The 20,288-nt window shown below is 34.3% G+C and carries 24 protein-coding genes; 11 read left to right on the forward strand and 13 right to left on the reverse strand.

Annotation, left to right across the window (positions count from 1 at the left end; translation table 11 throughout):
- Positions 1–211: 211 nt before the first annotated feature.
- A complete protein-coding gene (locus NKR20_RS10985; protein WP_253426576.1) occupies positions 212–1,267 on the forward strand; it encodes an NAD(P)/FAD-dependent oxidoreductase in 1,056 nt (351 codons plus the stop codon).
- A 47-nt stretch (positions 1,268–1,314) separates the two neighbouring features.
- On the opposite strand, the gene NKR20_RS10990 is transcribed toward NKR20_RS10985, so the two are convergent.
- The 3 genes from NKR20_RS10990 to NKR20_RS11000 form a co-directional block, all read right to left on the reverse strand.
- Positions 1,315–1,734 carry a pyridoxamine 5'-phosphate oxidase family protein gene (locus tag NKR20_RS10990; protein ID WP_253426579.1) on the reverse strand — a complete coding sequence of 140 codons (420 nt, stop codon included), beginning with the start codon at positions 1,732–1,734 and terminating at the stop codon, positions 1,315–1,317.
- Between the two features lie 67 nt (positions 1,735–1,801).
- Positions 1,802–2,680: a patatin-like phospholipase family protein gene (locus NKR20_RS10995; protein WP_121215709.1), complete on the reverse strand. Its 879-nt coding sequence runs from the start codon at positions 2,678–2,680 to the stop codon at positions 1,802–1,804.
- Between the two features lie 259 nt (positions 2,681–2,939).
- A complete protein-coding gene (locus NKR20_RS11000; protein WP_121215711.1) occupies positions 2,940–3,119 on the reverse strand; it encodes a hypothetical protein in 180 nt (59 codons plus the stop codon).
- A gap of 137 nt (positions 3,120–3,256) precedes the next feature.
- Between NKR20_RS11000 and NKR20_RS11005 the strand changes: the two genes are divergently transcribed.
- Entirely contained in the window at positions 3,257–3,502 is a 246-nt protein-coding gene (locus NKR20_RS11005; RefSeq protein WP_253426582.1) for a YkuS family protein, read from the forward strand.
- A 61-nt stretch (positions 3,503–3,563) separates the two neighbouring features.
- Here the strand turns inward: NKR20_RS11005 and NKR20_RS11010 are convergent, their stop codons facing one another.
- Both NKR20_RS11010 and NKR20_RS11015 read right to left on the reverse strand, forming a co-directional pair.
- The gene (locus tag NKR20_RS11010) at positions 3,564–4,499 is read right to left on the reverse strand and encodes an IS30 family transposase (RefSeq protein ID WP_253426585.1); all 936 of its coding nucleotides are present in this window, start codon (positions 4,497–4,499) and stop codon (positions 3,564–3,566) included.
- A 517-nt stretch (positions 4,500–5,016) separates the two neighbouring features.
- A complete protein-coding gene (locus tag NKR20_RS11015; RefSeq protein ID WP_253426588.1) occupies positions 5,017–5,292 on the reverse strand; it encodes a hypothetical protein in 276 nt (91 codons plus the stop codon).
- 560 nt (positions 5,293–5,852) lie between these two features.
- Here NKR20_RS11015 and NKR20_RS11020 point away from each other — a divergent pair.
- The gene (locus tag NKR20_RS11020; RefSeq protein ID WP_253426591.1) at positions 5,853–6,257 is read left to right on the forward strand and encodes a DUF6843 domain-containing protein; all 405 of its coding nucleotides are present in this window, start codon (positions 5,853–5,855) and stop codon (positions 6,255–6,257) included.
- 237 nt (positions 6,258–6,494) lie between these two features.
- Here the strand turns inward: NKR20_RS11020 and NKR20_RS11025 are convergent, their stop codons facing one another.
- Both NKR20_RS11025 and NKR20_RS11030 read right to left on the reverse strand, forming a co-directional pair.
- Positions 6,495–6,785, reverse strand: coding sequence for a 4-fold beta flower protein (locus NKR20_RS11025; protein ID WP_253426594.1), 291 nt, complete (start codon positions 6,783–6,785; stop codon positions 6,495–6,497).
- A 169-nt stretch (positions 6,786–6,954) separates the two neighbouring features.
- Positions 6,955–7,929 (reverse strand): hypothetical protein, encoded by a 975-nt coding sequence (locus NKR20_RS11030; RefSeq protein WP_366519721.1) that lies wholly within the window; start codon positions 7,927–7,929, stop codon positions 6,955–6,957.
- 402 nt (positions 7,930–8,331) lie between these two features.
- Between NKR20_RS11030 and istA the strand changes: the two genes are divergently transcribed.
- The gene (gene istA / locus NKR20_RS11035; RefSeq protein WP_253426598.1) at positions 8,332–9,876 is read left to right on the forward strand and encodes an IS21 family transposase; all 1,545 of its coding nucleotides are present in this window, start codon (positions 8,332–8,334) and stop codon (positions 9,874–9,876) included.
- On the forward strand, positions 9,876–10,628 hold the full coding sequence (gene istB, locus NKR20_RS11040) for an IS21-like element helper ATPase IstB (RefSeq protein WP_253426601.1): 753 nt from the start codon (positions 9,876–9,878) through the stop codon (positions 10,626–10,628). Before istA ends, istB begins: the two co-directional genes overlap by 1 nt.
- Before the next feature lie 28 nt (positions 10,629–10,656).
- On the opposite strand, the gene NKR20_RS11045 is transcribed toward istB, so the two are convergent.
- Positions 10,657–11,199, reverse strand: coding sequence for a hypothetical protein (locus tag NKR20_RS11045; RefSeq protein ID WP_253426604.1), 543 nt, complete (start codon positions 11,197–11,199; stop codon positions 10,657–10,659).
- A 134-nt stretch (positions 11,200–11,333) separates the two neighbouring features.
- Here NKR20_RS11045 and NKR20_RS11050 point away from each other — a divergent pair, with 134 nt between their 5' ends.
- Positions 11,334–11,471, forward strand: coding sequence for a hypothetical protein (locus NKR20_RS11050; protein ID WP_253426606.1), 138 nt, complete (start codon positions 11,334–11,336; stop codon positions 11,469–11,471).
- A gap of 188 nt (positions 11,472–11,659) precedes the next feature.
- Here the strand turns inward: NKR20_RS11050 and NKR20_RS11055 are convergent, their stop codons facing one another.
- Positions 11,660–12,421 (reverse strand): AlbA family DNA-binding domain-containing protein, encoded by a 762-nt coding sequence (locus tag NKR20_RS11055; RefSeq protein ID WP_253426609.1) that lies wholly within the window; start codon positions 12,419–12,421, stop codon positions 11,660–11,662.
- A 296-nt stretch (positions 12,422–12,717) separates the two neighbouring features.
- On the opposite strand from NKR20_RS11055, the gene NKR20_RS11060 reads away from it, so the two are divergent.
- Positions 12,718–13,731 carry a hypothetical protein gene (locus NKR20_RS11060; RefSeq protein WP_253426612.1) on the forward strand — a complete coding sequence of 338 codons (1,014 nt, stop codon included), beginning with the start codon at positions 12,718–12,720 and terminating at the stop codon, positions 13,729–13,731.
- Positions 13,732–13,934: 203 nt separating this feature from the next.
- On the opposite strand, the gene NKR20_RS11065 is transcribed toward NKR20_RS11060, so the two are convergent.
- From NKR20_RS11065 to NKR20_RS11075, 3 genes are all read right to left on the reverse strand, one after another.
- Entirely contained in the window at positions 13,935–14,990 is a 1,056-nt protein-coding gene (locus NKR20_RS11065; protein ID WP_253426615.1) for an NERD domain-containing protein, read from the reverse strand.
- 606 nt (positions 14,991–15,596) lie between these two features.
- Positions 15,597–16,202 (reverse strand): superoxide dismutase, encoded by a 606-nt coding sequence (locus tag NKR20_RS11070; RefSeq protein ID WP_253426617.1) that lies wholly within the window; start codon positions 16,200–16,202, stop codon positions 15,597–15,599.
- Between the two features lie 205 nt (positions 16,203–16,407).
- Positions 16,408–16,887 carry a DUF456 domain-containing protein gene (locus NKR20_RS11075; RefSeq protein ID WP_253426620.1) on the reverse strand — a complete coding sequence of 160 codons (480 nt, stop codon included), beginning with the start codon at positions 16,885–16,887 and terminating at the stop codon, positions 16,408–16,410.
- 120 nt (positions 16,888–17,007) lie between these two features.
- Between NKR20_RS11075 and NKR20_RS11080 the strand changes: the two genes are divergently transcribed.
- The 4 genes from NKR20_RS11080 (at position 17,008) to NKR20_RS11095 (ending at position 19,813) form a co-directional block, all read left to right on the forward strand.
- Positions 17,008–17,517, forward strand: a complete 510-nt coding sequence (locus NKR20_RS11080) for a DUF1189 family protein (RefSeq protein WP_253426622.1) — start codon at positions 17,008–17,010, stop codon at positions 17,515–17,517.
- Between the two features lie 51 nt (positions 17,518–17,568).
- Positions 17,569–17,907, forward strand: a complete 339-nt coding sequence (locus NKR20_RS11085; protein ID WP_121213277.1) for a hypothetical protein — start codon at positions 17,569–17,571, stop codon at positions 17,905–17,907.
- Between the two features lie 208 nt (positions 17,908–18,115).
- Positions 18,116–19,225 carry a flavodoxin-dependent (E)-4-hydroxy-3-methylbut-2-enyl-diphosphate synthase gene (ispG, locus tag NKR20_RS11090; protein ID WP_121213278.1) on the forward strand — a complete coding sequence of 370 codons (1,110 nt, stop codon included), beginning with the start codon at positions 18,116–18,118 and terminating at the stop codon, positions 19,223–19,225.
- A gap of 12 nt (positions 19,226–19,237) precedes the next feature.
- Positions 19,238–19,813, forward strand: coding sequence for a hypothetical protein (locus tag NKR20_RS11095; protein ID WP_253426637.1), 576 nt, complete (start codon positions 19,238–19,240; stop codon positions 19,811–19,813).
- Between the two features lie 186 nt (positions 19,814–19,999).
- Here the strand turns inward: NKR20_RS11095 and NKR20_RS11100 are convergent, their stop codons facing one another.
- On the reverse strand, positions 20,000–20,140 hold the full coding sequence (locus NKR20_RS11100) for a hypothetical protein (RefSeq protein ID WP_170148374.1): 141 nt from the start codon (positions 20,138–20,140) through the stop codon (positions 20,000–20,002).
- Positions 20,141–20,288: the final 148 nt, after the last annotated feature.

Genomic DNA, 20,288 nt, shown 5'->3' on the forward strand with positions numbered 1-20,288 from the left:
AAGATAAAAAGGACAAGATAGAACCAATTTTTAAAATGTTTTGTTCCTAATCAAAAAATATGCCACTAAATTTTATTAAACCAAAGCTTATTTCATCCCAAGCCACTTAATATTGATAATCGTTTTCATTAACGATATAATCATATTTACAATAGATATAATGTCTGACTGTTATACATAGTAAGATTTATAGTAGAAATGGAGCGAGTTTATGCGTGACGTATATGATGTAACCATTGTTGGAGGTGGCCCAGCAGGATTATATAGTGCCTTTTATAGTGGATTAAGAAACATGAAAACAAAATTGATTGAATCCCAAAAAGAATTAGGTGGTAAAGTTTTATTATTCCAAGAAAAAATGATATGGGATGTTGGTGGACAGCCACCTATTTTAGGTAGTCAATTCGTGAAACAAATCATATCACAAGCAAAAACTTTCGATCCAACAATTATTACGAATACGAAAGTAGACTTCATCGAGAAAGACGACACCAATTTATTTATTATCACAACAAATGATGGTGTTAAACACTATTCTAAATCAATTATTATGGCAGTGGGTGGCGGTATCATTAACCCACAAAAATTAGAAATTGACGGTGCTGAAAAATACGAAATGTCAAACTTACATTATACAATACCGTCATTAAAACCGTTTCAACAAAAACGAGTTCTCATATCAGGTGGAGGTAATGGGGCGATCGATTGGGCTGTTGAATTATTAGATATTGCAGAAGAAGTGATTGTTGCCTATCGAAAAGATCAGTTTTCTGCGCATGAAGCACAAACTGCTCGAATACTAGCAGACTCTAAAGCAAAAGTACTATTTAACACAAGCATTGAACGATTAATACCAAACAAAGAAAAAACACTTATTCAACAAGCTGTTCTTAAACAAGATGGTAAAGAGGAATCGTTACTTCAACCTGTTGATCACATTATTGTTTGCCATGGCTATAACAGGGATGCATCGTTAGGTTTTGCTGAGAACATTAATTTATGTTTGAAAGACAATTATTATTACGAAGGTACTTCAAAAGGCCATACTTCTCAAGAAGGAATATTTGCTGCAGGTGATATCTTATCTTTTGATGGAAAGGTAAACCTTTTAGTAGGTGCATTCCAAGATGCCGTAAATGCTGTAAATAGTGCAAAAAAATATATAGAGCCAACAGCAGAATCCATTGGAATCGTGTCATCTCATAATGAAAAATTTAAAAAACAAAACAAACAAATAATTCGCCAAATATTAGTGGAACAAAAATAACTTCATTTTTTTAGGGCTATCAAGTCTCTCTTGATAGCCCTAAAATATCAAAACTCCACAAATTTCGGATCTTCCCCTTTTGTATTCATTAATTTTATTTGAGATGGTGTCACTTTTAGAATAACCATTTTCGGGTCGTCTGGTCCACTAAACCATGGTTTCAAAAGTTTATTCCAAACCTTCTCCCTCATAGTATCATCAGAAGAGATTTCCACTTTCCCTTCAATTTCTAAAAATTCATCCCCAAAACCTTTTCCATCGTAACCAATTAATATATGGGTATATGGATTTTTTGACAGTTCTTCAACTTTATGAGTGTGGTCACTTGTTACAGTATATAGAGTAAAGTTATCGTTAAAAAAAGTCATATATCGTGAATGAGGCTTATCTCCTTCAATCGTTGCCATCGTTCCAACCATGTTATGATTTAATATTTTTTCTGCTATCTCTTTTGGTGTTTTTGCCACTAACCTCTACTCCTTTAGCATTTTTATTGTTAGTATTTCAATTCTTGCTTTGTTTATCCATCAAACACTAACTTCTATCCCAGGTTTCTAAAAATTGCATCGTTCTTTTTCTACCAATATCAATCAATTGTTGTTTTACTTCTTTTGAAATATCAAATTGAGTAGCACTAAGATTTTCTACAGGTATAAAAACAATACTTTTCTCATGTTTTCTTGAAATATAACGTTCGTCATGGGCCGATTTCATCGTTTTGAATAATGCATCAAACAAATCTAAACCATTCGAGATTTTCTTTGGATCTATTTCTGCACTTGGATGACTTAGCTTAAATCCAAGTATTGGCCGCGCTTTGTTCCTTTGAAAAACCCAAAGCGGAAAATTACTTAAAACCCCTCCATCAACAAAAATGTTTTCACCTTTTTGATCACTTAATTTGATGGGTTCAAAGAAAAATGGAATTCCACAACTCATTCTTAACGCTTTTGCTACAGAAAACTTCCGCCAATCAATCCCATATTTCGGCAAATCATCAGGTATTACAACGATACGTCCATTCGTTAAATCAGAAGCAATAAGCTTGAGGGAACCACGGGGTAAATCACTAAAGGTGATAACACCCTTTTCTGCCAGTTTCTTATAAAAAAATTTCTCTAACGCTTTCCCTCTATAAAGACCCATTTTGAAGTATAGGTTTAGCCATTTTAAAAAAACGAGTCTTCGTGCAGATTTCCGAGGATCAAGAAGTGTTTTTAAATTTAGTTCATCTAACATTTCTTCAATTTCTGATGCTGTATATCCAGCCGCTATTAAACAAGCAAAAATGGCCCCGGCACTCGTCCCTGCTACCCGTTTGAAGGTGTAATTCTGTTCTTCTAATACTTGTAAGGCACCAACATATGCAAATCCTTTAATACCACCACCGGAGAACACGCCATCAATTTCCATCATTTCTCCCCTTTATAGTGTCTCGTTATACTTTAAGAAAAAGGAGAGAAAAATAGAACTTATGTCGAAAAAACTTCCGTCAAAAAATGCCAAAAAGGAAGGGCCAAAAGTATAAACTTTTGAACACCTTCCCTTCTTAATAATAAATCTGCTTCTCAGGTGGTCACCATGCCACCATCCTCTGCACAATTTATTTGTGACGAAAGCATAAGCGTCAATCATAAAAAGACCATCTTAAGAGGACTTTTCAGAGCCCATTTTACTGATTCAATCTAGATGGATTGTGTTTATTATCCGGTTTCCCTTTATTTTCATTTTGATTTTGTTTTTTTGCTTGATTATTTTGTCCAATTACATCGAAATCATCAGGACTTAAATCATATCCATGACCATATTCTTCACGATCTAACTTTTTGCTTTTACCTTTTTTATCAGCCATATTGGTCACCTCCATTCATAATTTGCACTAGATTTGCGATTTTATAGCATGGGAAATTTTCCAAATCCCTAAACATAATTAATGATGAATAAATATCGATTCCATTTGACACATTATTTATTGGAGGTGGATGAACAATGTCAAAAATCATTGGTGTTGAAGAATCTTTATCTAATGTTGAAGCTGTACTAGCAGCAAAAGGATACGAAGTAAAAAAAATCCGTAGTGAAGAAGACGCAAAAAATTGTGACTGTTGCGTAATTAGTGGACAAGATGAAAATGTTATGGGAATTAGCAACGTAGTATCTGAAGGATCCGTTATCAATGCACGTGGACTTTCTGCTGATGAAATTTGTCAACGTGTTGAAAAGCTACTCCATTAATCAAGAAATGCTGGTACAAGTTATAAAACTTCGTGCCAGCATTTTTACATATGATACTTTGTCAATTTAAGTGCAACAGTTCTTCCTGAAACGCCTCGTATGCAGTTTTCCAACCAAGACATTTTTTTGGTCGATTGTTGATAAGTTTAAGTGCTTGTTCCATCTCTTTTTCCGTTACGTGATCAAAGTTTGTTTTCTTTGGGAAGAACTCACGTAAAAGACCATTCGCATTTTCGTTACTGCCACGTTGCCATGATGAATAAGCGTCCGCGAAATAAACTTGGATATTTAAGTCTTTTTCGAGTACGTTGTAACAGCTAAATTCTTTTCCGCGGTCAGTCGTAGCCGTTAATATTGAGCCATTTGGTAGTTCTTGATATAACCATTTAACGGCTGCCTCCATTGCTTGAGCAGAACGGTTTGGAATAAGTACAGCTTTATACCAGCGAGTTTTGCGTTCAATAAAGGTAGCGACACAGCCCTTTGCTTGGCCACGTCCAGAAACAACAGTATCCAGTTCCCAATGACCGAATGTTTCACGTTTACGTACATACTTAGGGCGTTTGGAGATTGGTGTACCAATATTGAATCGACCTCTTGTTTCACGCGGTTTTTGGCGTTTCCCTTTTTGACGAAGTGTGGAAAGAGGCACCTCTAATAAACCGTTGTAAATCCAACGATAGATACTTTTAAAACTTAGCTTTCCTGGATATAAGCGTCCGACAATCTGTTCAGGTGACCAAGTTTCGCCCAATTTTTTCTGAACAACTTCTTTTAACTTAGGTGTTAGTTTAGACTTAGCTCCACACTTCGATTTATTACTATGATATCGAGCTTGAGCCTCTTCAGGAGAACAATTTAGATGTCGTCGTAACTCTCTTGAAATTGTAGATGGACTTCTCTTGATAAATTCTGCAATTTGGCGAATAGAATAACCTAACTCAAAGTAAGTTTCTATTTTTGAACGTTCAGATATGGTAAGATGAATATAGCTCATAACGATTCCTCCTCTGATGTTTGTGTGGTAACTAACATTTTATACGAGGTCGTTGTGGGCTTCTTCTATTTTGACTTACAGGTGTTGCACTTAATATTACAATCCGTCGAGACAAAACCTCTGAAATGAAGTTTTGCCTCTTTGTAGAAATTTTACTTATTGTCTTCCTGTTATCAAGTTCTTCCCTCCCTCCAACTCTCCCTCAATCCCTTCTCCCACCTGCCTCCACGCCACTTTTCCGCCCTTTTTCCACACTTCAAATCTGATATGAAGTTCTTCCCTGTTTTGCACCCTTTCAGGCTCTTTTTCAGGCTTTGGATCGAGCGTAAAATGTAAAGAAGTTGGTACGTAGTAGAGGTAAGGTTTAAGCGAAAAGGATCGTTCCCAGGCGTTTTTTTCAGACCTTTTTTCTGACGCATATCTGCCTTTACAGGCACTTCTTCTGATATTCCTCCTGCTCTTTTCTCTGCAACTTTAAACCCTTCCTGGCTCTTTTTCAGGCTTTTTCTTCCTCTTTTTAAATGCTTACTCCCATCATTTTCTCCATTCGTTTCCCCTCATTTTTTTCAGGCTTTTCACCCTGCTCTTCCTCCTGCTTCTCCTCTCTCTTTTTCCCCCAACCCTTGCGGTTATACGTTTGTTCCTGCGTTTTCTCTTGCTTTTTCAAACCAAAAGACCGAAGGTCTGTTGAATCAATCCGTAACCTTCGGTTTATAATGAGCGGATTTCTAAAGATCGAATATGCGATTGTCTTCCTGTTATTAAGTCGGTTCCCGCTCCAAAAATCAGCCAAACCCTTGCCCCTACTGGCTTTATCGCTATTTTCCTTACAAAAAATCTGTAATTAAGTTCGTACCCGAAATAGGCGTAAGCGGGTAGATTTTAGAGCTTTGCGCGGTCATTTTGAGGGGAGAAAATGATATTAAGTTCGTTCCCGAAGTATGAATAAGATATTAGCATTTAGCTTGATACATTGGTCGTTGACCAACGTATTTATTCCTTGCTAATCCCTATTCTGCTTGACTTTATTGCACGCAAAAAAGGACCAGGAAACATACCAGAGGTATGCTCCTGATCCTTTTATCAGTCTTGCCATTATCTTTTTTCCACCGCGCCAGAAACCAACTTAGTTACAGCAGGTACCGACTTTAGAAGATGGGGAAAGAGATAGTTACAGGAAGACAAAATTATTTCAAGTGCTAACTATATTAGAGTATAACTACACGATGTTGATATTTTTGAAGCAATTATTATAATAAAATTGAATATACTAAAATTTCCAATGAGGTGATTTTGTTGAGGAAAATAGCCCTATCCATATCTGTCACTGTATTCATAGTCATATTCGGTTACTTGCTAATAGTAAACAGCGGTTCTCCTGATTTCAGGGCAATAAATTATTATCTACCAAAAGAGTTTGAAGGGTGTGCAGTGATTTTATATAATCAAAAAGATGCGTCACCATTAACAATTTCAAATGATAAGGAAATTGATATTATTTTTGATGAAAATGGATTCTTCAAAACATCGTCTCCTAAAGATTTCGGATGGCAAAGTGAAGACGACTCAGGCTATCACAAAGCAAATTATTTCTCTGGTGGGACACCTTTAGCAAAGAAAGACATTCACAGCCATAACTCTGGTAGCTATGGCGGGGATAATGCAGAGGATATTCAACATGAAAGTATTTCCGTAAAAACTAAAGATGCATGCCAAGCCGACTTAGTAATAAATATAATTGAAAATAATTTGAAATAGTAACACTTTAACTAAAACATTCTTAGGAAAATCAATACCAAGGTCCCTCTTACTACTTTCCAGCTTATCTAATCCAATAGTATTATTACAGCGTCTTATCCATTAACAAACAGCTATATCAATGAAAAAGGACTATACCGCATACAAAATTGTACGGGTGTAGTCCTCTAACTTTCCTCTACTTCGAGTACCAACTTTAAAGCAGTGGGAAAGAGATTAATGCAGGAAGACATTGAATTAGAATTCTGGATCCTTCCAACCACCAGGACTTATTGATCCTTTATCTCCTCTTAGTCCAAAACCTCTTGAACCTCGAATCCCTCTAATTCCTCTTACTGGATATGATTTTGAAGTTTTAAGACCAACTCTATCTTCTTTATAAAACTCGCCAACTACTTTTCCTGTGCGCGCTGAAAAGATTCGTTTATCATCTACATAACCTATGTGATTGCCTTTTCTATCATATACCTGGTTATTAATTAATTTACCGCAAAACTTGCCACTTAAAGTCCATATTGGATAATCCATTCCCCATATTCCCCCTATTTATAAATTTCATAAATTTTATGAATATAGTCCATATCTTCATTAAATGCGTCTTTTGTAGCACGATTTAATTGTGTTTCAAGAGCTTGGCTATGTCCTGCCATCCATCTACAAGCTCTCGCAAATAATTCACTTACTTTTGGTAATTCTTCTACAATCCCCCTTTAATTGAATTAACCTTTGTAAACATAATATTCGGCTCATATCTACGAATAATTGATTTAAAAAATCCTTCTTCCACGATCAATTCACACCATGTACGAATATCAGAATATACTTTCTTTAAAGCTTCTTCTAATTCATCTCCAAAGCATGCTTTGGAATTTATATTTTGATGCTGTGCTCTTAGTTTTTTCATTATTTCATTTAAATTTTCTAATCTGCCACTAAACGATTCTGATATAAAACCTTTATTCAACTTATCTATTTCATCTACTTTGAAAAATTTATTTTCTTTATTTTTGTCTGCCCTGCAACAATTATAAAGGTAATAATAAAACATTATATTATGCGTAAATACAATAACTTGTCTATCTAAAGACAACTTATAAATCAAATCAGCAATAGTTTCTGCTCTTTTATAATCCAACGATGTAACAGGGTCATCAAATAATATAGGATTAAAATCTCCTCGCATAGTTAAATCAGTAGCAAGTTCAACCATAGCTACAGCTTTTTGCTCACCCTCGCTCATAATTTGAGATACTTTATATTCCTTAGAAGAAACTGTTTTATTCCGCAACGTTTCACCTTTTTTAGGGGTAAACTTTAAATTAATATGTGAAATTTTAAGATCTTGTGCAAATTTATCAAAAATTTGATAGTAGTTTGCTTGAACAATACTCTTAAATGCTTCAGATTGTTTTTGTGTTAATGTTGTTGACATAAACTTGCTCTTTATAGCATTCATTTGTTCAATCGATTTCTTCAAATCGAACCATTCCATTAATAAAGGTAATGAAATATGTAGTTTCCTATTCTTAATATAGGATTCCCTCGTTTCTTTTAATAAATCAATTTTACTCTTCACTTCAACAGATGACTCAGTTAGTCTTTCAATTCGCTTACCAATTATGAGAATTTCATTATTTATATCATTAATTATATCTTCTAAATCTAAAATCACATCATCTGTAATTTTCTCCTTATTAGCAATAAGCTTGCTAAACAACTCTTTGTTACGATTAACTAATTGGATAGTAGATTTTAGCTTACCTAACAGCCCTTCACTTTCTATTAAGGATTCTTCTTCTTCAGTTAATTTAACAATTTCATTGTAAACGTCATATTTTACAATTTCACTTTCTATTGTTTTTATATATTTTCTGTAGCTGTTGTCAATATGATTAAAATTAGTCTTAATAATATGTACACCATCACCATTTAATCGCTGACTGCAAAATATACATGAATCTCCTTTGTATTTGATAAGCTAAAACTGAGCCACCATCGCAGTTGAAAAGTGAGCCACTTTTATATGAAAATAATCCTAACTTCATAGAGTTAGGAGCGTATAGAGGTGATTTCTTTGGAGAAGAAACAAAAAGTTTTATTAGCCTTTCATCAAGAAAATAAGAGTCAACGTCAAATTGCGAAGGAGCTTGGGATTTCTCGGAATACTGTAAAAAAGTATATCGAAGAGGATCTTGAAAAAAGAAAGCAAGATATTCGAGAACTACCTATTACAGATAACTATGTAACGCCTCCGTCGTATAAAAAGCGAAAAGGCAATAAACGTGCATTAACACCTACGGTGATGAAACGTATTCGAAAAATGTTAAAAGATAATGAATTTAAACGGCAACATCAGATGCACAAGCAACAACTAAAAATGATTGATATTCATGAAAAGTTATTAGATGAAGGTTTTGAAATTAGTTATACCACTGTTAGAAATTTTGTAAATAGTGAGGAGAAACGTCAAAAAGAAGTGTTTATTCGTCAAAAGGCAACTGCTGGTCATGAGATTGAATTTGACTGGGGTGAAGTAAAATTAATCATTGATCAAACATTACGTTCTCTTTCAATGGCGGTCTTTACCCTACCATATAGTAATGAAAGAATTGCATATTTATATGAATCTGAAACAATGGTGTGCGTTCAAGATGCTCATGTGAAATGTATTAACTATTTAGGCTTTGTACCAGAGGTTTTTACGTACGATAATATGCGGACAGTCGTAAAGAACTTTATTGGGACTGAACGAGAGATTACCGATGGTATGAAAAATCTATCGATGCATTATCATTTTAAAATACGACTATGTGAACCAAGAAAAGGAAATCAGAAGGGGCATGTGGAGCGGAGTGTAGAATACATCCGTCGGAAGGCATTTGCCCATCGAGATACGTTTGCAAGCTTAGAAGAAGCTCAGGCTTATCTAACAGAAATCATCATGAAATTAAACTCTCGTATGCATTATAAGAAAAGACAAACGCACCATGAATTAATGCTGGAGGAGCGTAAAACTAGGCAAGTAAGCGCAGATATTATTCCATTTGATGCCTCTGAGTTGTTTGAATTTAGAGTGGACAAATATAGCACGATTACTTATAGGCAAAATCGTTATTCTGTTCCTGAAGGACATGTTGGAGAATGGGTGAAAGTAAAAGCGAGTGCGGAAAAAATTCTTATTTTTAGTGAAAATGCCTGTATCGCGACACATAAACGAAGTTGGCAGATCCATCAATGGATTATGGATATTTATCATTACTTACGTACATTTGAAAAGAAAAAAGGTGCATTGGCTCAAAGTGAATGTTTGAGTCAAGCACCAACAAAAATAAAAAATTTATACAAAGATTATTATATTGGAAATGAGCGAGATTTTCTAGAATTACTTATTTATCTAAAAGAACATAACAATCTAGAAAAAGTCTTAGCAGCGATTGAACAACTTAAGAAGAACCCTATGGTTCAAATATCAACAGATAAGATTATTTTCTTAGCAAGTCAAGGCGAACACGTTCATAAAACTGTACATTCCAAAAATGAGGTCACCACCCAATCTCTCGAAAATCTTTCAGCCATTACAGCATTATTCGAAACTAAAAAGACAGGGGTGCTTCATTAATGGATAAGCGACAAGAAATGATTGAGATGTGTAAAGAACTTCGATTACCAAGCATTCGGGGATTTATACAAGAAGATGATATGTGGAAACAATATCAGACAGCAGAAGATTTCTTATATCACGCACTAGTGCAAGAAATGGAAGATCGTGAAGTGCGAGCAAAAGCGAATCGGATTCGATCCGCAAATTTCCCTGAAAAGAAACTATTAACTGAATTAGAGATTGAGAGATTACCGCAAAATGCGGCCTCTCGCCTCCCACATTTAAAGAAATTGGACTTTATTCAAGAAAAACAAAACGTCTTATTAATTGGCTCACCTGGAACAGGTAAAACCCATATAGCAATAGGTTTAGGAATTGAAGCTTGTTTGGCAGGATATAAAGTGTATTTTACAACGGTATCTTCTCTAGTAAACCAATTAAAAGAGAGCCGTTCTGAAAGAACTTTACGTTCATTTGAACTTAAGTTTGAAAAATATGATCTGGTGATCATTGATGAATTAGGTTATATCTCCTTTGATAAAGAAGGAGCCGAGTTATTATTTACGCATCTTTCCCTTCGGGCAGGACGAGCATCCACCATAGTTACGAGTAATTTATCATTTGATCGCTGGGAAGAAATATTCCATGATCCGGTTTTAACAGCAGCTTTAACTGACCGACTTACACATCGAGCTTACATGGTGGATATGGTAGGACCATCTTATCGAATATTAGATACAAAAGAATGGTTGGAAAATAGTCAGGTTTAAGTGGCTCAGTTTTTAATTAATAAATGGCTCAATTTTTACTTGCGAAATACACTCCTTCTTTTATTTCGGAATTGTCAAGAGAGTTATAATATTCTTTTCCAAATTCAATAAACTTCAGCCATTCATCATTTACTTTACTAAGATAAGATATGTTCCTTTTAAATTCCTCATTATATTCGCTTTCTTCTTGTAATTGTTTTTCATATTCACTAATTAACCCATTTATTTTCTTTATATTTTCAGCACTTAAATTCAAAGAAAGAATCTTTAATGAATCTACTATTGCTGTTAATTTCCCTTTCTGTACTGACAAAATAGTAATTTTATCATTAGGATTTGAACTCTCCAAATCTTTAATTTGTCTTTCAAGACTATCAATGACTTCGCTATCAGATTCTTTATACGGAAAATTAGTATCTAAAAGTGATTTAACTGTATTTGAGTTCCCTATTAACATTATTCCTCTTAATTCTTCTCTAATAAAATCAAATGAAGAGTCACTAAAAATCTTATGTTTTTTCGCTTCATTTACTTCAATATTTTTCTGAAGCTCTATTCGTGTGTATTGCATAATAAAAGTGCAGACTAGTGCAACGAATTTGTACAGAGTCTAGCACTTTTTTAGTGCAAAAAAATAGACTTGCCAGCCACCCCAAGTCACTCTACTGTTAAAGTGTCGAATTTTACCAGTGGAGGTTTGAAAGGATGCTAGCAATGTCTGAAATTAATTGTATCAAAACTTTAAGAAATGAAAAAGGATTGTCTATTTCTAAAATTGCAGAAACTATGAATGTAAATTGGCGTACCGCCTATAAATGTCCGTATCAAAGTGTACATTTTTGATTGTCTAAGCATGTACACTTTCGTTCGAAATGCGTTTCTCTATACATGTTTATGAATAATTACAACTTGACATGGAGACCTCTACTCGCATGATTCGTCAGCCAAAAGCCAGCTATTACAAGGGCTGGCTGACCAAACAAGGCTATCATACTCGCCCCTCCAAGTAAAGTTGTAATATACACTGGGGATCAAAAATGTACATGGTTAAACGAGCGTTTTTGTACATACAATTTGGTACCATGATATTTCAAAGTCACTGTGCCATAACTTGTGCTCTCATTCATCATTAAAAATGAATAAAATTCTGGGTGACCATAATCATCATATTCCAAACTTACAGTAAACTCAGGATTGTATATATTATAATAGCCGTCCCCTTGCTCTTTCCATTCACTTTGATACTGTAGTTTTTTCTTTATTTGTTCTAAAGGTGGCTTGTTTAATAAAAATCGCTTTTTCCACAAATATTCGACATGATTAATATCCGCACTTTTATCGATGTCAGTATTAGTGTCACCTACCCGCGTATAAATGTGGTTAGCTTTAACCCTTCTTTTACCTTCAAAACAATCTTCCATCAAATAATATGGTGTATCGTTAGTATTCTTTACCATCAACACATCTACTTGAGTGTCCGCAATTTCTAATGTTTTTAATTCAATAGTTGGTCTAATTCCACCAGCAAACTTCTTAGATTTTAGAAAGTTAATAATCCCTTGCTGATTCCTACGATTTTCATCATTAGCAACACCTTTAATTTCATAAGTATCACTTACTCCAAAAATAAGGTACCCGTCTTTATCTACTCTGTTATTCGCCATACAAATAATGTCATGTAATAAATCCGCTTTGTTGACATGATGTTTCTCTTTAAAATCCCAATACTCACCTTCTCTTTTTAATGAAATCAGATTAATTATTTCGTAGGTTAAATCTATTTCCGCATTCACATATATCACTCCTAACAACACAAAATTACATATTAAGGTAAAATCATTTTAAGCTTATCTAAATCTCTTCGTTAATACAACATCACTACTGAAGAAAGGAAATGATACTATTGAACATTTCTCGAACTGATCTCTACAACAAGATCTGGGCTATCGGCATATCAAAAACAGCCAATGAATTACGTGTTCCATACAATAAATTAAAATCTGCTTGCATTGAACATAACATTCCACTACCAACACAGTCATACTGGGGACGGCTTTATATTGGCAATGAGAGCCCAACGAAAACACCTTTGCCAAACATTGAAAATGATAATTTAATATTTATCGATACAGTTAGGAACGCAATTGTAAAGGATGTTACTCCTCCTGCAACTATTGAAAAAGCGGTTTCCAAGCAAACGACTACTAAAAAAACAGATAACAGTCACACCAAACCAACGTATTTCGATTATTTTTCTGTAGAAGAACAAACTATTTTACTAAATGCATATAACTCATTAAAAATGACAAAGTCACTCTCTGCTAAGCCCCATAAGGAAATTATTAAATATAAAAATTTGATTAAAAATAGAGGTAAGTTTTATAATCGTCAATCATTTAAAGCATTAATCCAATCTGGAGCTGATGATATTTTTCCAGAAGCTCTGATTTTTATCGATAGCTTATTTAAAGCACTTGAAAAAGCAAATGCAACAATTGCTGTAGAAAAGAATGAAACAAAAGTTCACTATAAACATTATTTATTTACATTAAGATTTAGAGCTCCTTCTACAAAAATCACTCTAACACCTGATGACAAAGAATATGAATCCTACAGAACTTTTAAATATGTTGTAAAAGGAATCTTAAGCATCGAAATCAATCGAAATGAGCGTGGGCATACAAACTATCCTCGGACTACTACTGTTACACAAAAAGTTAATGATCCTTTCGATGAACTATTAAAGAGATTATTTGTTAAAATCTTCTCTCTTGCACCTATTGATGACGAAGTACGACGATTACGTTTAATAGAGGAAGTAGAAGAGCAAAAAAGATTAGAGGAAAGAATGCGTCTTAGAGAAATTCATGCGAATGAATTAGCTAAAACAGAATCGCTAATTACTAATAGCATAAATTATTTTTTATTCAAATTGATCAACGATTACATTAATGCTGAGATAGATGCCGATACAGAGGAATATGATTGGGCCGTTAATAAGGCAAATTGGATTAAAAATTCTGTAGAACAACCAGATACAATTCTTGCGGAGGAAGATAAAGCCAAATTAATTAAAGCTTTTCTGTATGGCAATTTAAAATGACATTGTGCAGGAGCCTTATAACTAAGATACACTTGCTGTAGAGTAAGCAAGCATATTGTAATTCTATTTAAACAATAAAGCTGGGAATATTACGCCCAGCTTTTGTTGTATTCGTCGAGATTGGATTTGAATGTCTTGAAGGTGAAGTTGAATGTTAGAGCTATACTTAGCAAACAACACGTGCTGTGATCGGAGTAAACCCTTTATTTTTTCTGATGCGCCCTAATTAATTCAACTAATTCTTCACCGAAAGCTTTTGTTTTTACATCACCGAATCCTTGGATATTTTTCAAATCGTTAATAGTACAAGGTTGCTTTAAAATCAATTCGTCTAATGTTTTGTTCGTAAAAATATGGTATGCTTTCACATTTTGCTTCGTAGCAATTTGCATACGGAATTTCTTCAAAGCATCCTCTAATTGTGATGTATTCACCTGATTCATTTCAGGAGGCGCATCATTCGCTGGTTGTTCATGTAACGTTTCCTGTAACAGCTTTTGCTCGACAACATCTATATCGTCAACAATCAACTCAACATGTGACGCTTTTATGTAATCGCTCATTTCTTGCATTCGATTATCCATAAACTTCACTGGCGAGTCTTTTTCAAGCTCTTGTTTTATGAATTTCACTAATCCGTCAATACGCATGATTTTTTCCTTTACATGCTTACTTGCTTTTTTCGTATTGAGGACTGTTCGATTATTTGTAAATACGACTACATGTTTGATCGGTGTCCTTGTGACTGCCCCCATCTCTTTCATATACGCTTCAAATACTTCCGCTTGCCTCTCCACTTGACGAACTGGACTATAAAACCCTTCTTGAAACACTAATTTATTCCCTTTGTATACTTGTCTTATAAATTCGTCTTTTTCATTTACGAGAATGTTGCCGTAATAGTTCTTCACTTCAATGAGTAATATAAATTTTCTCGTCAACACAACAAAGTCAATTTGCGCTTTAAAATCATTATGTATAATCCGAACATCATGCAGTATATGAAGCGGGAGAAATGCGTTTTGTAGCTCAAATAAAACACTCTTTTCGCCCTTTAGCCCAAGCTCTAACAGTTTCATTTGTTCGTGAATGCGATTAATTTCTACTGGATCAGCAGTTTTGTTCAGGGCATTTTTATATTGTTCTATACGCTGAACAACCTCTGTAGCTTCTTTCACAACGACAGGCGTTTTTAATTTTTCAGTATCAATTAACGCTTTGGCAACTCTTTTGAAAAATCCACCTTGTTTATATTCCATATCATTTAAGCCTCACTCTCGTCATTAAACATCGATTGTATTTATAGTTTAACAAATATATACAATCGATTTTAGAGATTTCAGTTAATTCTCTATTTTATATTGCGAATTAACAACAAGTAATGCATTAACTGAATTAGCAAACCACTTTTTTCTTAACTCTACTATGTCTTCCTGTTATTAAGTCGGTTCCCGCTCCAAAAATCAGCCAAACCCTTGCCCCTACTGGCTTTATCGCTATTTTCCTTACAAAAAATCTGTAATTAAGTTCGTACCCGAAATAGGCGTAAGCGGGTAGATTTTAGAGCTTTGCGCGGTCATTTTGAGGGGAGAAAATGATATTAAGTTCGTTCCCGAAGTATGAATAAGATATTAGCATTTAGCTTGATACATTGGTCGTTGACCAACGTATTTATTCCTTGCTAATCCCTATTCTGCTTGACTTTATTGCACGCAAAAAAGGACCAGGAAACATACCAGAGGTATGCTCCTGATCCTTTTATCAGTCTTGCCATTATCTTTTTTCCACCGCGCCAGAAACCAACTTAGTTACAGCAGGTACCGACTTTAGAAGATGGGGAAAGAGATAGTTACAGGAAGACATTATTATTTCGCAGCAGCAAATTTTTCTGCTACAACATCCCAGTTTACTACATTCCAGAATGCAGAAATGTAGTCAGGACGACGGTTTTGGTAGTTTAAGTAGTAAGCATGCTCCCAAACGTCTAAACCTAAGATAGGTGTTTTACCTTCCATAACAGGAGAATCTTGGTTTGGTGTTGAAGTGATAGCAAGTTCGCCACCATCTACTACTAACCAAGCCCAACCTGAACCGAAACGGCCAGCCGCTGCTTTAGCAAATTCATCTTTGAATGCATCTAAGCTACCGAATTTAGATTCGATTGCAGAAGCTAATTCGCCAGAAGGTGTGTTAGAACCACCTGGAGCTAGGATTTCCCAGAATAATGTGTGGTTAGCATGGCCACCACCGTTATTACGAACTGCTGTTTGTTTGTCAGCAGGAAGCGCATCGATATTAGAAATTAAATCTAGTAAATCTTTGCTAGCAAATTCAGTTCCTTCTACTGCTGCATTTAAGTTTGTTACATAAGTATTGTGATGTTTAGAGTGGTGAATCTCCATAGTTTTAGCATCGATGTGTGGTTCTAATGCATCATATGCGTAAGTTAATTGTGGTAATTCAAAAGCCATAATATATTTCCTCCCTTAAATAAATCAATGTTGATTACCTTTCTAGGTTATCAAACTTTAGTAATCCATTCAATTATTTTACACCGAACATTAACAATTCAGCCTTTTGACGGAAAAGATGGTGTCTATTAACTGGATGGTCTCTAATGAATGACACTCCCTACATAATTTAGGCTGATATAATTAAACTTAAACCTTTAAAATGTCAAATTGTAATAAAAAATATAACAATCATGATGACTTGGATTACTCCCTTGGTTACAACTGAAGTTAAAAAACCGACAAGTGATCCAATTCCTGACTTTAGTGCAGCTTTAAACTCAGATTTTGTCACAAATAATTCTCCAATGACTGCACCTAAAAATGGCCCAATTAAAATACCTACAACCGGGATAATAAATGGTCCTACTAATAAACCAATTGTGCTTCCCCACATTCCGGCTTTTGTTCCACCAAATTTTTTTACTCCAATTAAGTTGGAAATTGAATCTGCTGCAAATAAAAGTATGACAAATAAAATTTCAACGGACCAAAATAACCAACCGAGTTCTGTAAATGAAAAGAACATTCCATAAACAATAAAGCCTAATAAAATAAATAACACAGATGGAATAATTGGGTAGATTAATCCTACAAAGGCAATGACGAAACTTAAAATAATAATTATCCAAGCGATTATTTCCAAAAAAACATCTCCTATTTTAATTTACCACTTATTTACGAAATAGTAAGAAGAAAAGATTCATTCGATTATTTATTTAACCTTGCCATTGTTCATGGTACACTTCTTTTTGGAGGAGAATTTATGGTTAAACATTCACAACTTTTCATTGATAGCTTATTACATCCCAAAAAATTAGCAGCTTACCGGCTATTATCCATTGGTAAAACCATTCAATATGTATTTTTATTAATAGCATTAGTTACTATTTTTTCTTTTATTCAATTTCTTACTGGTGTTTCAACTATTTCCTATAGTATAGAAGGTTTAACAGAATACATAGAAGATATTCAGTGGTTACTCTATCCATTTGCGATTTTATTTTTAATTTTAACTACTACTGTTCTATTATTTGGAAGAATTAGTATTTACGCCTTTGTTGGAGTAGTTATTTTAAAATTAACGAATCGCCGAGGGGAATATCGTCACATGTGGCGAACTGCTGCATTGGCGAACACTTGGTCAACACTGTTATCCATTATATTTACAACCCTACAATTTACTGGCACGATCCCTACTTTAATAGGAATCGTAATCACGGTTATCCTACTGTTTATCGCTTCTACTAAATATCCAAAAATACCAAAAAAATAGTATGCATGAATCCCCCTTCTCTTCATATAGTGAGAGAAAGGAGGGATTTTAATGAGATTTCTAATATTTACAGTTGTTTTCTTTCTAGTAGCAGCTGTGATTAAAATAGATTTAACAGAAGGAACTGTTCCTCTTGCAGCTTTTGATGACTCGCAAGATTTAATATGTAATGAACAAATCTCAGTTCAATCCATTTCAGTCCTAACAACTGAAGGTGAATCCGTACAAAGTTTATTTGCTGCATATCCATCAGAAGTGAAAATCTCACTTCCTGAACGTATGGCGCATTTTTATAAATTAAACCCACATCTAAAAAAACAAGCGATGGTTCCAGGTGAACTAGTAAAAGTCCCTATTTATCATCAACGTGTTCAAGAGTGCTCCAGATAGCGAAACTTTTATGAATTAATTAACGTCCTTTATTTTAAATTAATATGACAATAGTAACTTTATAGCGAACATTATTATGTTACTTTTTCTTCATAGAAAAAAATATAGCGTTTCTTCCTTGTCCTTGTTTACCTACACTGATAAAATAACTAAAGTGTGGTACGACATTTCTTTAAAATACGTACCTTTATAAAAGGAGAGAATCTTCATGAGTGAACTAATTCACCGTTCAAAAACGCGTCCTGTACGTGTAGGTAATTTAACGATTGGTGGTAGTAATGAACTATTCATCCAAAGTATGTGTACAACAAAAACACATGACGTTGAAGCAACGGTAGCTGAAATTCTTCGTTTAGAAGAAGCAGGTTGTCAAATTGTTCGCGTAGCTGTTCCTGATGAACGTGCTGCAGATGCAATTGCTGAAATTAAAAAACGTATCCATATTCCGTTAGTAGCGGATATTCATTTTGACTATAAGCTAGCTTTAAAGGCAATTGAAAATGGAATTGATAAAGTACGTATCAATCCAGGAAATATCGGTCGCCGTGAAAAAGTTGAAGCAGTAGTAAATGCTGCAAAAGCTAAAAATATTCCAATTCGTATTGGTGTAAATGCTGGTTCATTAGAGCGTCACATATTAGAAAAATATGGTTACCCTACTGCTGATGGAATGGTAGAATCAGCTCTACACCATATTAAAATATTAGAAGACTTAGATTTCCACGATATTATCGTATCAATGAAAGCTTCGGATGTTAACTTAGCAATTGAAGCTTATGAAAAAGCTGCAAAAGCTTTTGATTACCCATTACACTTAGGTATTACAGAATCAGGTACTTTATTTGCAGGTACAGTAAAATCTGCTGCTGGACTTGGAGCAATTTTATCAAAAGGTATTGGTAATACATTACGTATTTCCCTATCAGCTGATCCAGTAGAAGAAGTAAAAGTTGCACGTGAACTATTAAAGTCATTTGGTTTAGCTTCTAATATGGCAACATTAATTTCTTGCCCTACTTGTGGCCGTATCGAAATTGATTTAATCTCCATTGCAAATGAAGTAGAAGAATATATTTCTAAACTTAATGTTCCACTAAAAGTTGCTGTTCTTGGTTGTGCCGTAAACGGACCAGGTGAAGCACGTGAAGCAGATATCGGTATTGCTGGTGCTCGCGGAGAAGGACTTTTATTTATGAAAGGTAAAACTGTTCGTAAAGTTCCTGAAGCAACAATGGTAGAAGAATTGAAAAAAGAAATTGATAAATTAGCAGCAGAAATGGCTGAAAAGCGAGCTGAAGAAGAAAAATCTCTAAACTAGGAGGTTTTTATTATGTCACAATTTAAATCTCGATTTGGTATCGATATTGATGGTACTGTGACAACACCTGATACACTTATTCCACATATTAACAAGCAATATAATACAAATATTGTGTTAGACGATGTGATTGAATATGATTTTCTAAGTGCTTTCCCTCATCCTGTCGATCGAAAAGAATTTGCTAAATGGTTTAAGGAAAATGAAGGATATATGTACTCCGTTAGTCATATCGCAAAAGATGCCAAAAAGATTTTAGACCAATGGCAACACCAATATGAGCTAATTTATATTTCGGCCAGAGATACAAGTGTTTTTCCAATTACACAAAAATGGTTTGAAGATCATCAAGTACCTTTCCATCATATTGATTTAATTGGTAGCCATGACAAACTTGAAGCTGCAAAAAAGCATCAGATTGAAGTGTTTTTTGAAGACAAGCACGATAATGCTGTCATGTTAGCGGAAGAGTTAAAAATCCCAGTTATCTTATTTGATACACCATATAATCGGAAAGCTATTCCCAATAATGTCGTTCGGGTTAACAATTGGCTCGAAGCGAATAAATGGATTAAACAACATTTCTAATAAAAGGAGGTGTCCAAAAAGTAATAATTTTTTGGACACCTCTTTTCTTTCTTGATAAATATCTCTTATGAATTATTGTTCCTGCGGTGGTTGTCACTATCCTCGTCGCAATTTATCTGTGACGAAAGCGGTAGCGTCAGTTACAAAGGAGTTGTCTCAAAATGACTTTTCAGACAACTCCTTTTTCTATGCCTCTATATATTCCTCTAATATCCCTTTTTTCCATCGTTCTACAAACGTTTCAAATGGTATACCGTAAAGATTATAAATATCAAAATAGACAAAATACACACCTAATTTTTCTAAAACATCATCATCAATTTTCATTTCATCTTCCCTTCAAAACCTTTCTAAATTCTTTAAAGCTTGTACTAATTGCTGTTACAAAAAATTCATAATCGTCGATAATTCGATTCATTTAAAGTGGTACATTTCCGATAAGATAAAATTAACTTAGGATACTTTGGAGGTTTTA

Source organism: Ureibacillus endophyticus (assembly GCF_024159215.1).
Taxonomy (GTDB): Bacteria; Bacillota; Bacilli; order Bacillales_A; family Planococcaceae; genus Ureibacillus; species Ureibacillus endophyticus.

What these genes read in the sequence shown, in the direction of transcription:
- NKR20_RS11095 (WP_253426637.1), top strand. Translation starts at nt 19,238, where the DNA reads ATGTCACAATTTAAATCTCGATTTGGTATCGATATTGATGGTACTGTG.
- NKR20_RS10995 (WP_121215709.1), bottom strand. Translation starts at nt 2,680, where the DNA reads ATGGAAATTGATGGCGTGTTCTCCGGTGGTGGTATTAAAGGATTTGCA.
- NKR20_RS11000 (WP_121215711.1), bottom strand. Translation starts at nt 3,119, where the DNA reads ATGGCTGATAAAAAAGGTAAAAGCAAAAAGTTAGATCGTGAAGAATAT.
- NKR20_RS11070 (WP_253426617.1), bottom strand. Translation starts at nt 16,202, where the DNA reads ATGGCTTTTGAATTACCACAATTAACTTACGCATATGATGCATTAGAA.
- NKR20_RS11010 (WP_253426585.1), bottom strand. Translation starts at nt 4,499, where the DNA reads ATGAGCTATATTCATCTTACCATATCTGAACGTTCAAAAATAGAAACT.
- NKR20_RS11045 (WP_253426604.1), bottom strand. Translation starts at nt 11,199, where the DNA reads ATGCAATACACACGAATAGAGCTTCAGAAAAATATTGAAGTAAATGAA.
- NKR20_RS11085 (WP_121213277.1), top strand. Translation starts at nt 17,569, where the DNA reads ATGAGATTTCTAATATTTACAGTTGTTTTCTTTCTAGTAGCAGCTGTG.
- NKR20_RS11080 (WP_253426622.1), top strand. Translation starts at nt 17,008, where the DNA reads ATGGTTAAACATTCACAACTTTTCATTGATAGCTTATTACATCCCAAA.
- istB (WP_253426601.1), top strand. Translation starts at nt 9,876, where the DNA reads ATGGATAAGCGACAAGAAATGATTGAGATGTGTAAAGAACTTCGATTA.
- NKR20_RS11065 (WP_253426615.1), bottom strand. Translation starts at nt 14,990, where the DNA reads ATGGAATATAAACAAGGTGGATTTTTCAAAAGAGTTGCCAAAGCGTTA.
- NKR20_RS11025 (WP_253426594.1), bottom strand. Translation starts at nt 6,785, where the DNA reads ATGGATTATCCAATATGGACTTTAAGTGGCAAGTTTTGCGGTAAATTA.
- NKR20_RS10985 (WP_253426576.1), top strand. Translation starts at nt 212, where the DNA reads ATGCGTGACGTATATGATGTAACCATTGTTGGAGGTGGCCCAGCAGGA.
- NKR20_RS11100 (WP_170148374.1), bottom strand. Translation starts at nt 20,140, where the DNA reads ATGAAAATTGATGATGATGTTTTAGAAAAATTAGGTGTGTATTTTGTC.
- NKR20_RS11050 (WP_253426606.1), top strand. Translation starts at nt 11,334, where the DNA reads ATGCTAGCAATGTCTGAAATTAATTGTATCAAAACTTTAAGAAATGAA.
- NKR20_RS11005 (WP_253426582.1), top strand. Translation starts at nt 3,257, where the DNA reads ATGTCAAAAATCATTGGTGTTGAAGAATCTTTATCTAATGTTGAAGCT.
- ispG (WP_121213278.1), top strand. Translation starts at nt 18,116, where the DNA reads ATGAGTGAACTAATTCACCGTTCAAAAACGCGTCCTGTACGTGTAGGT.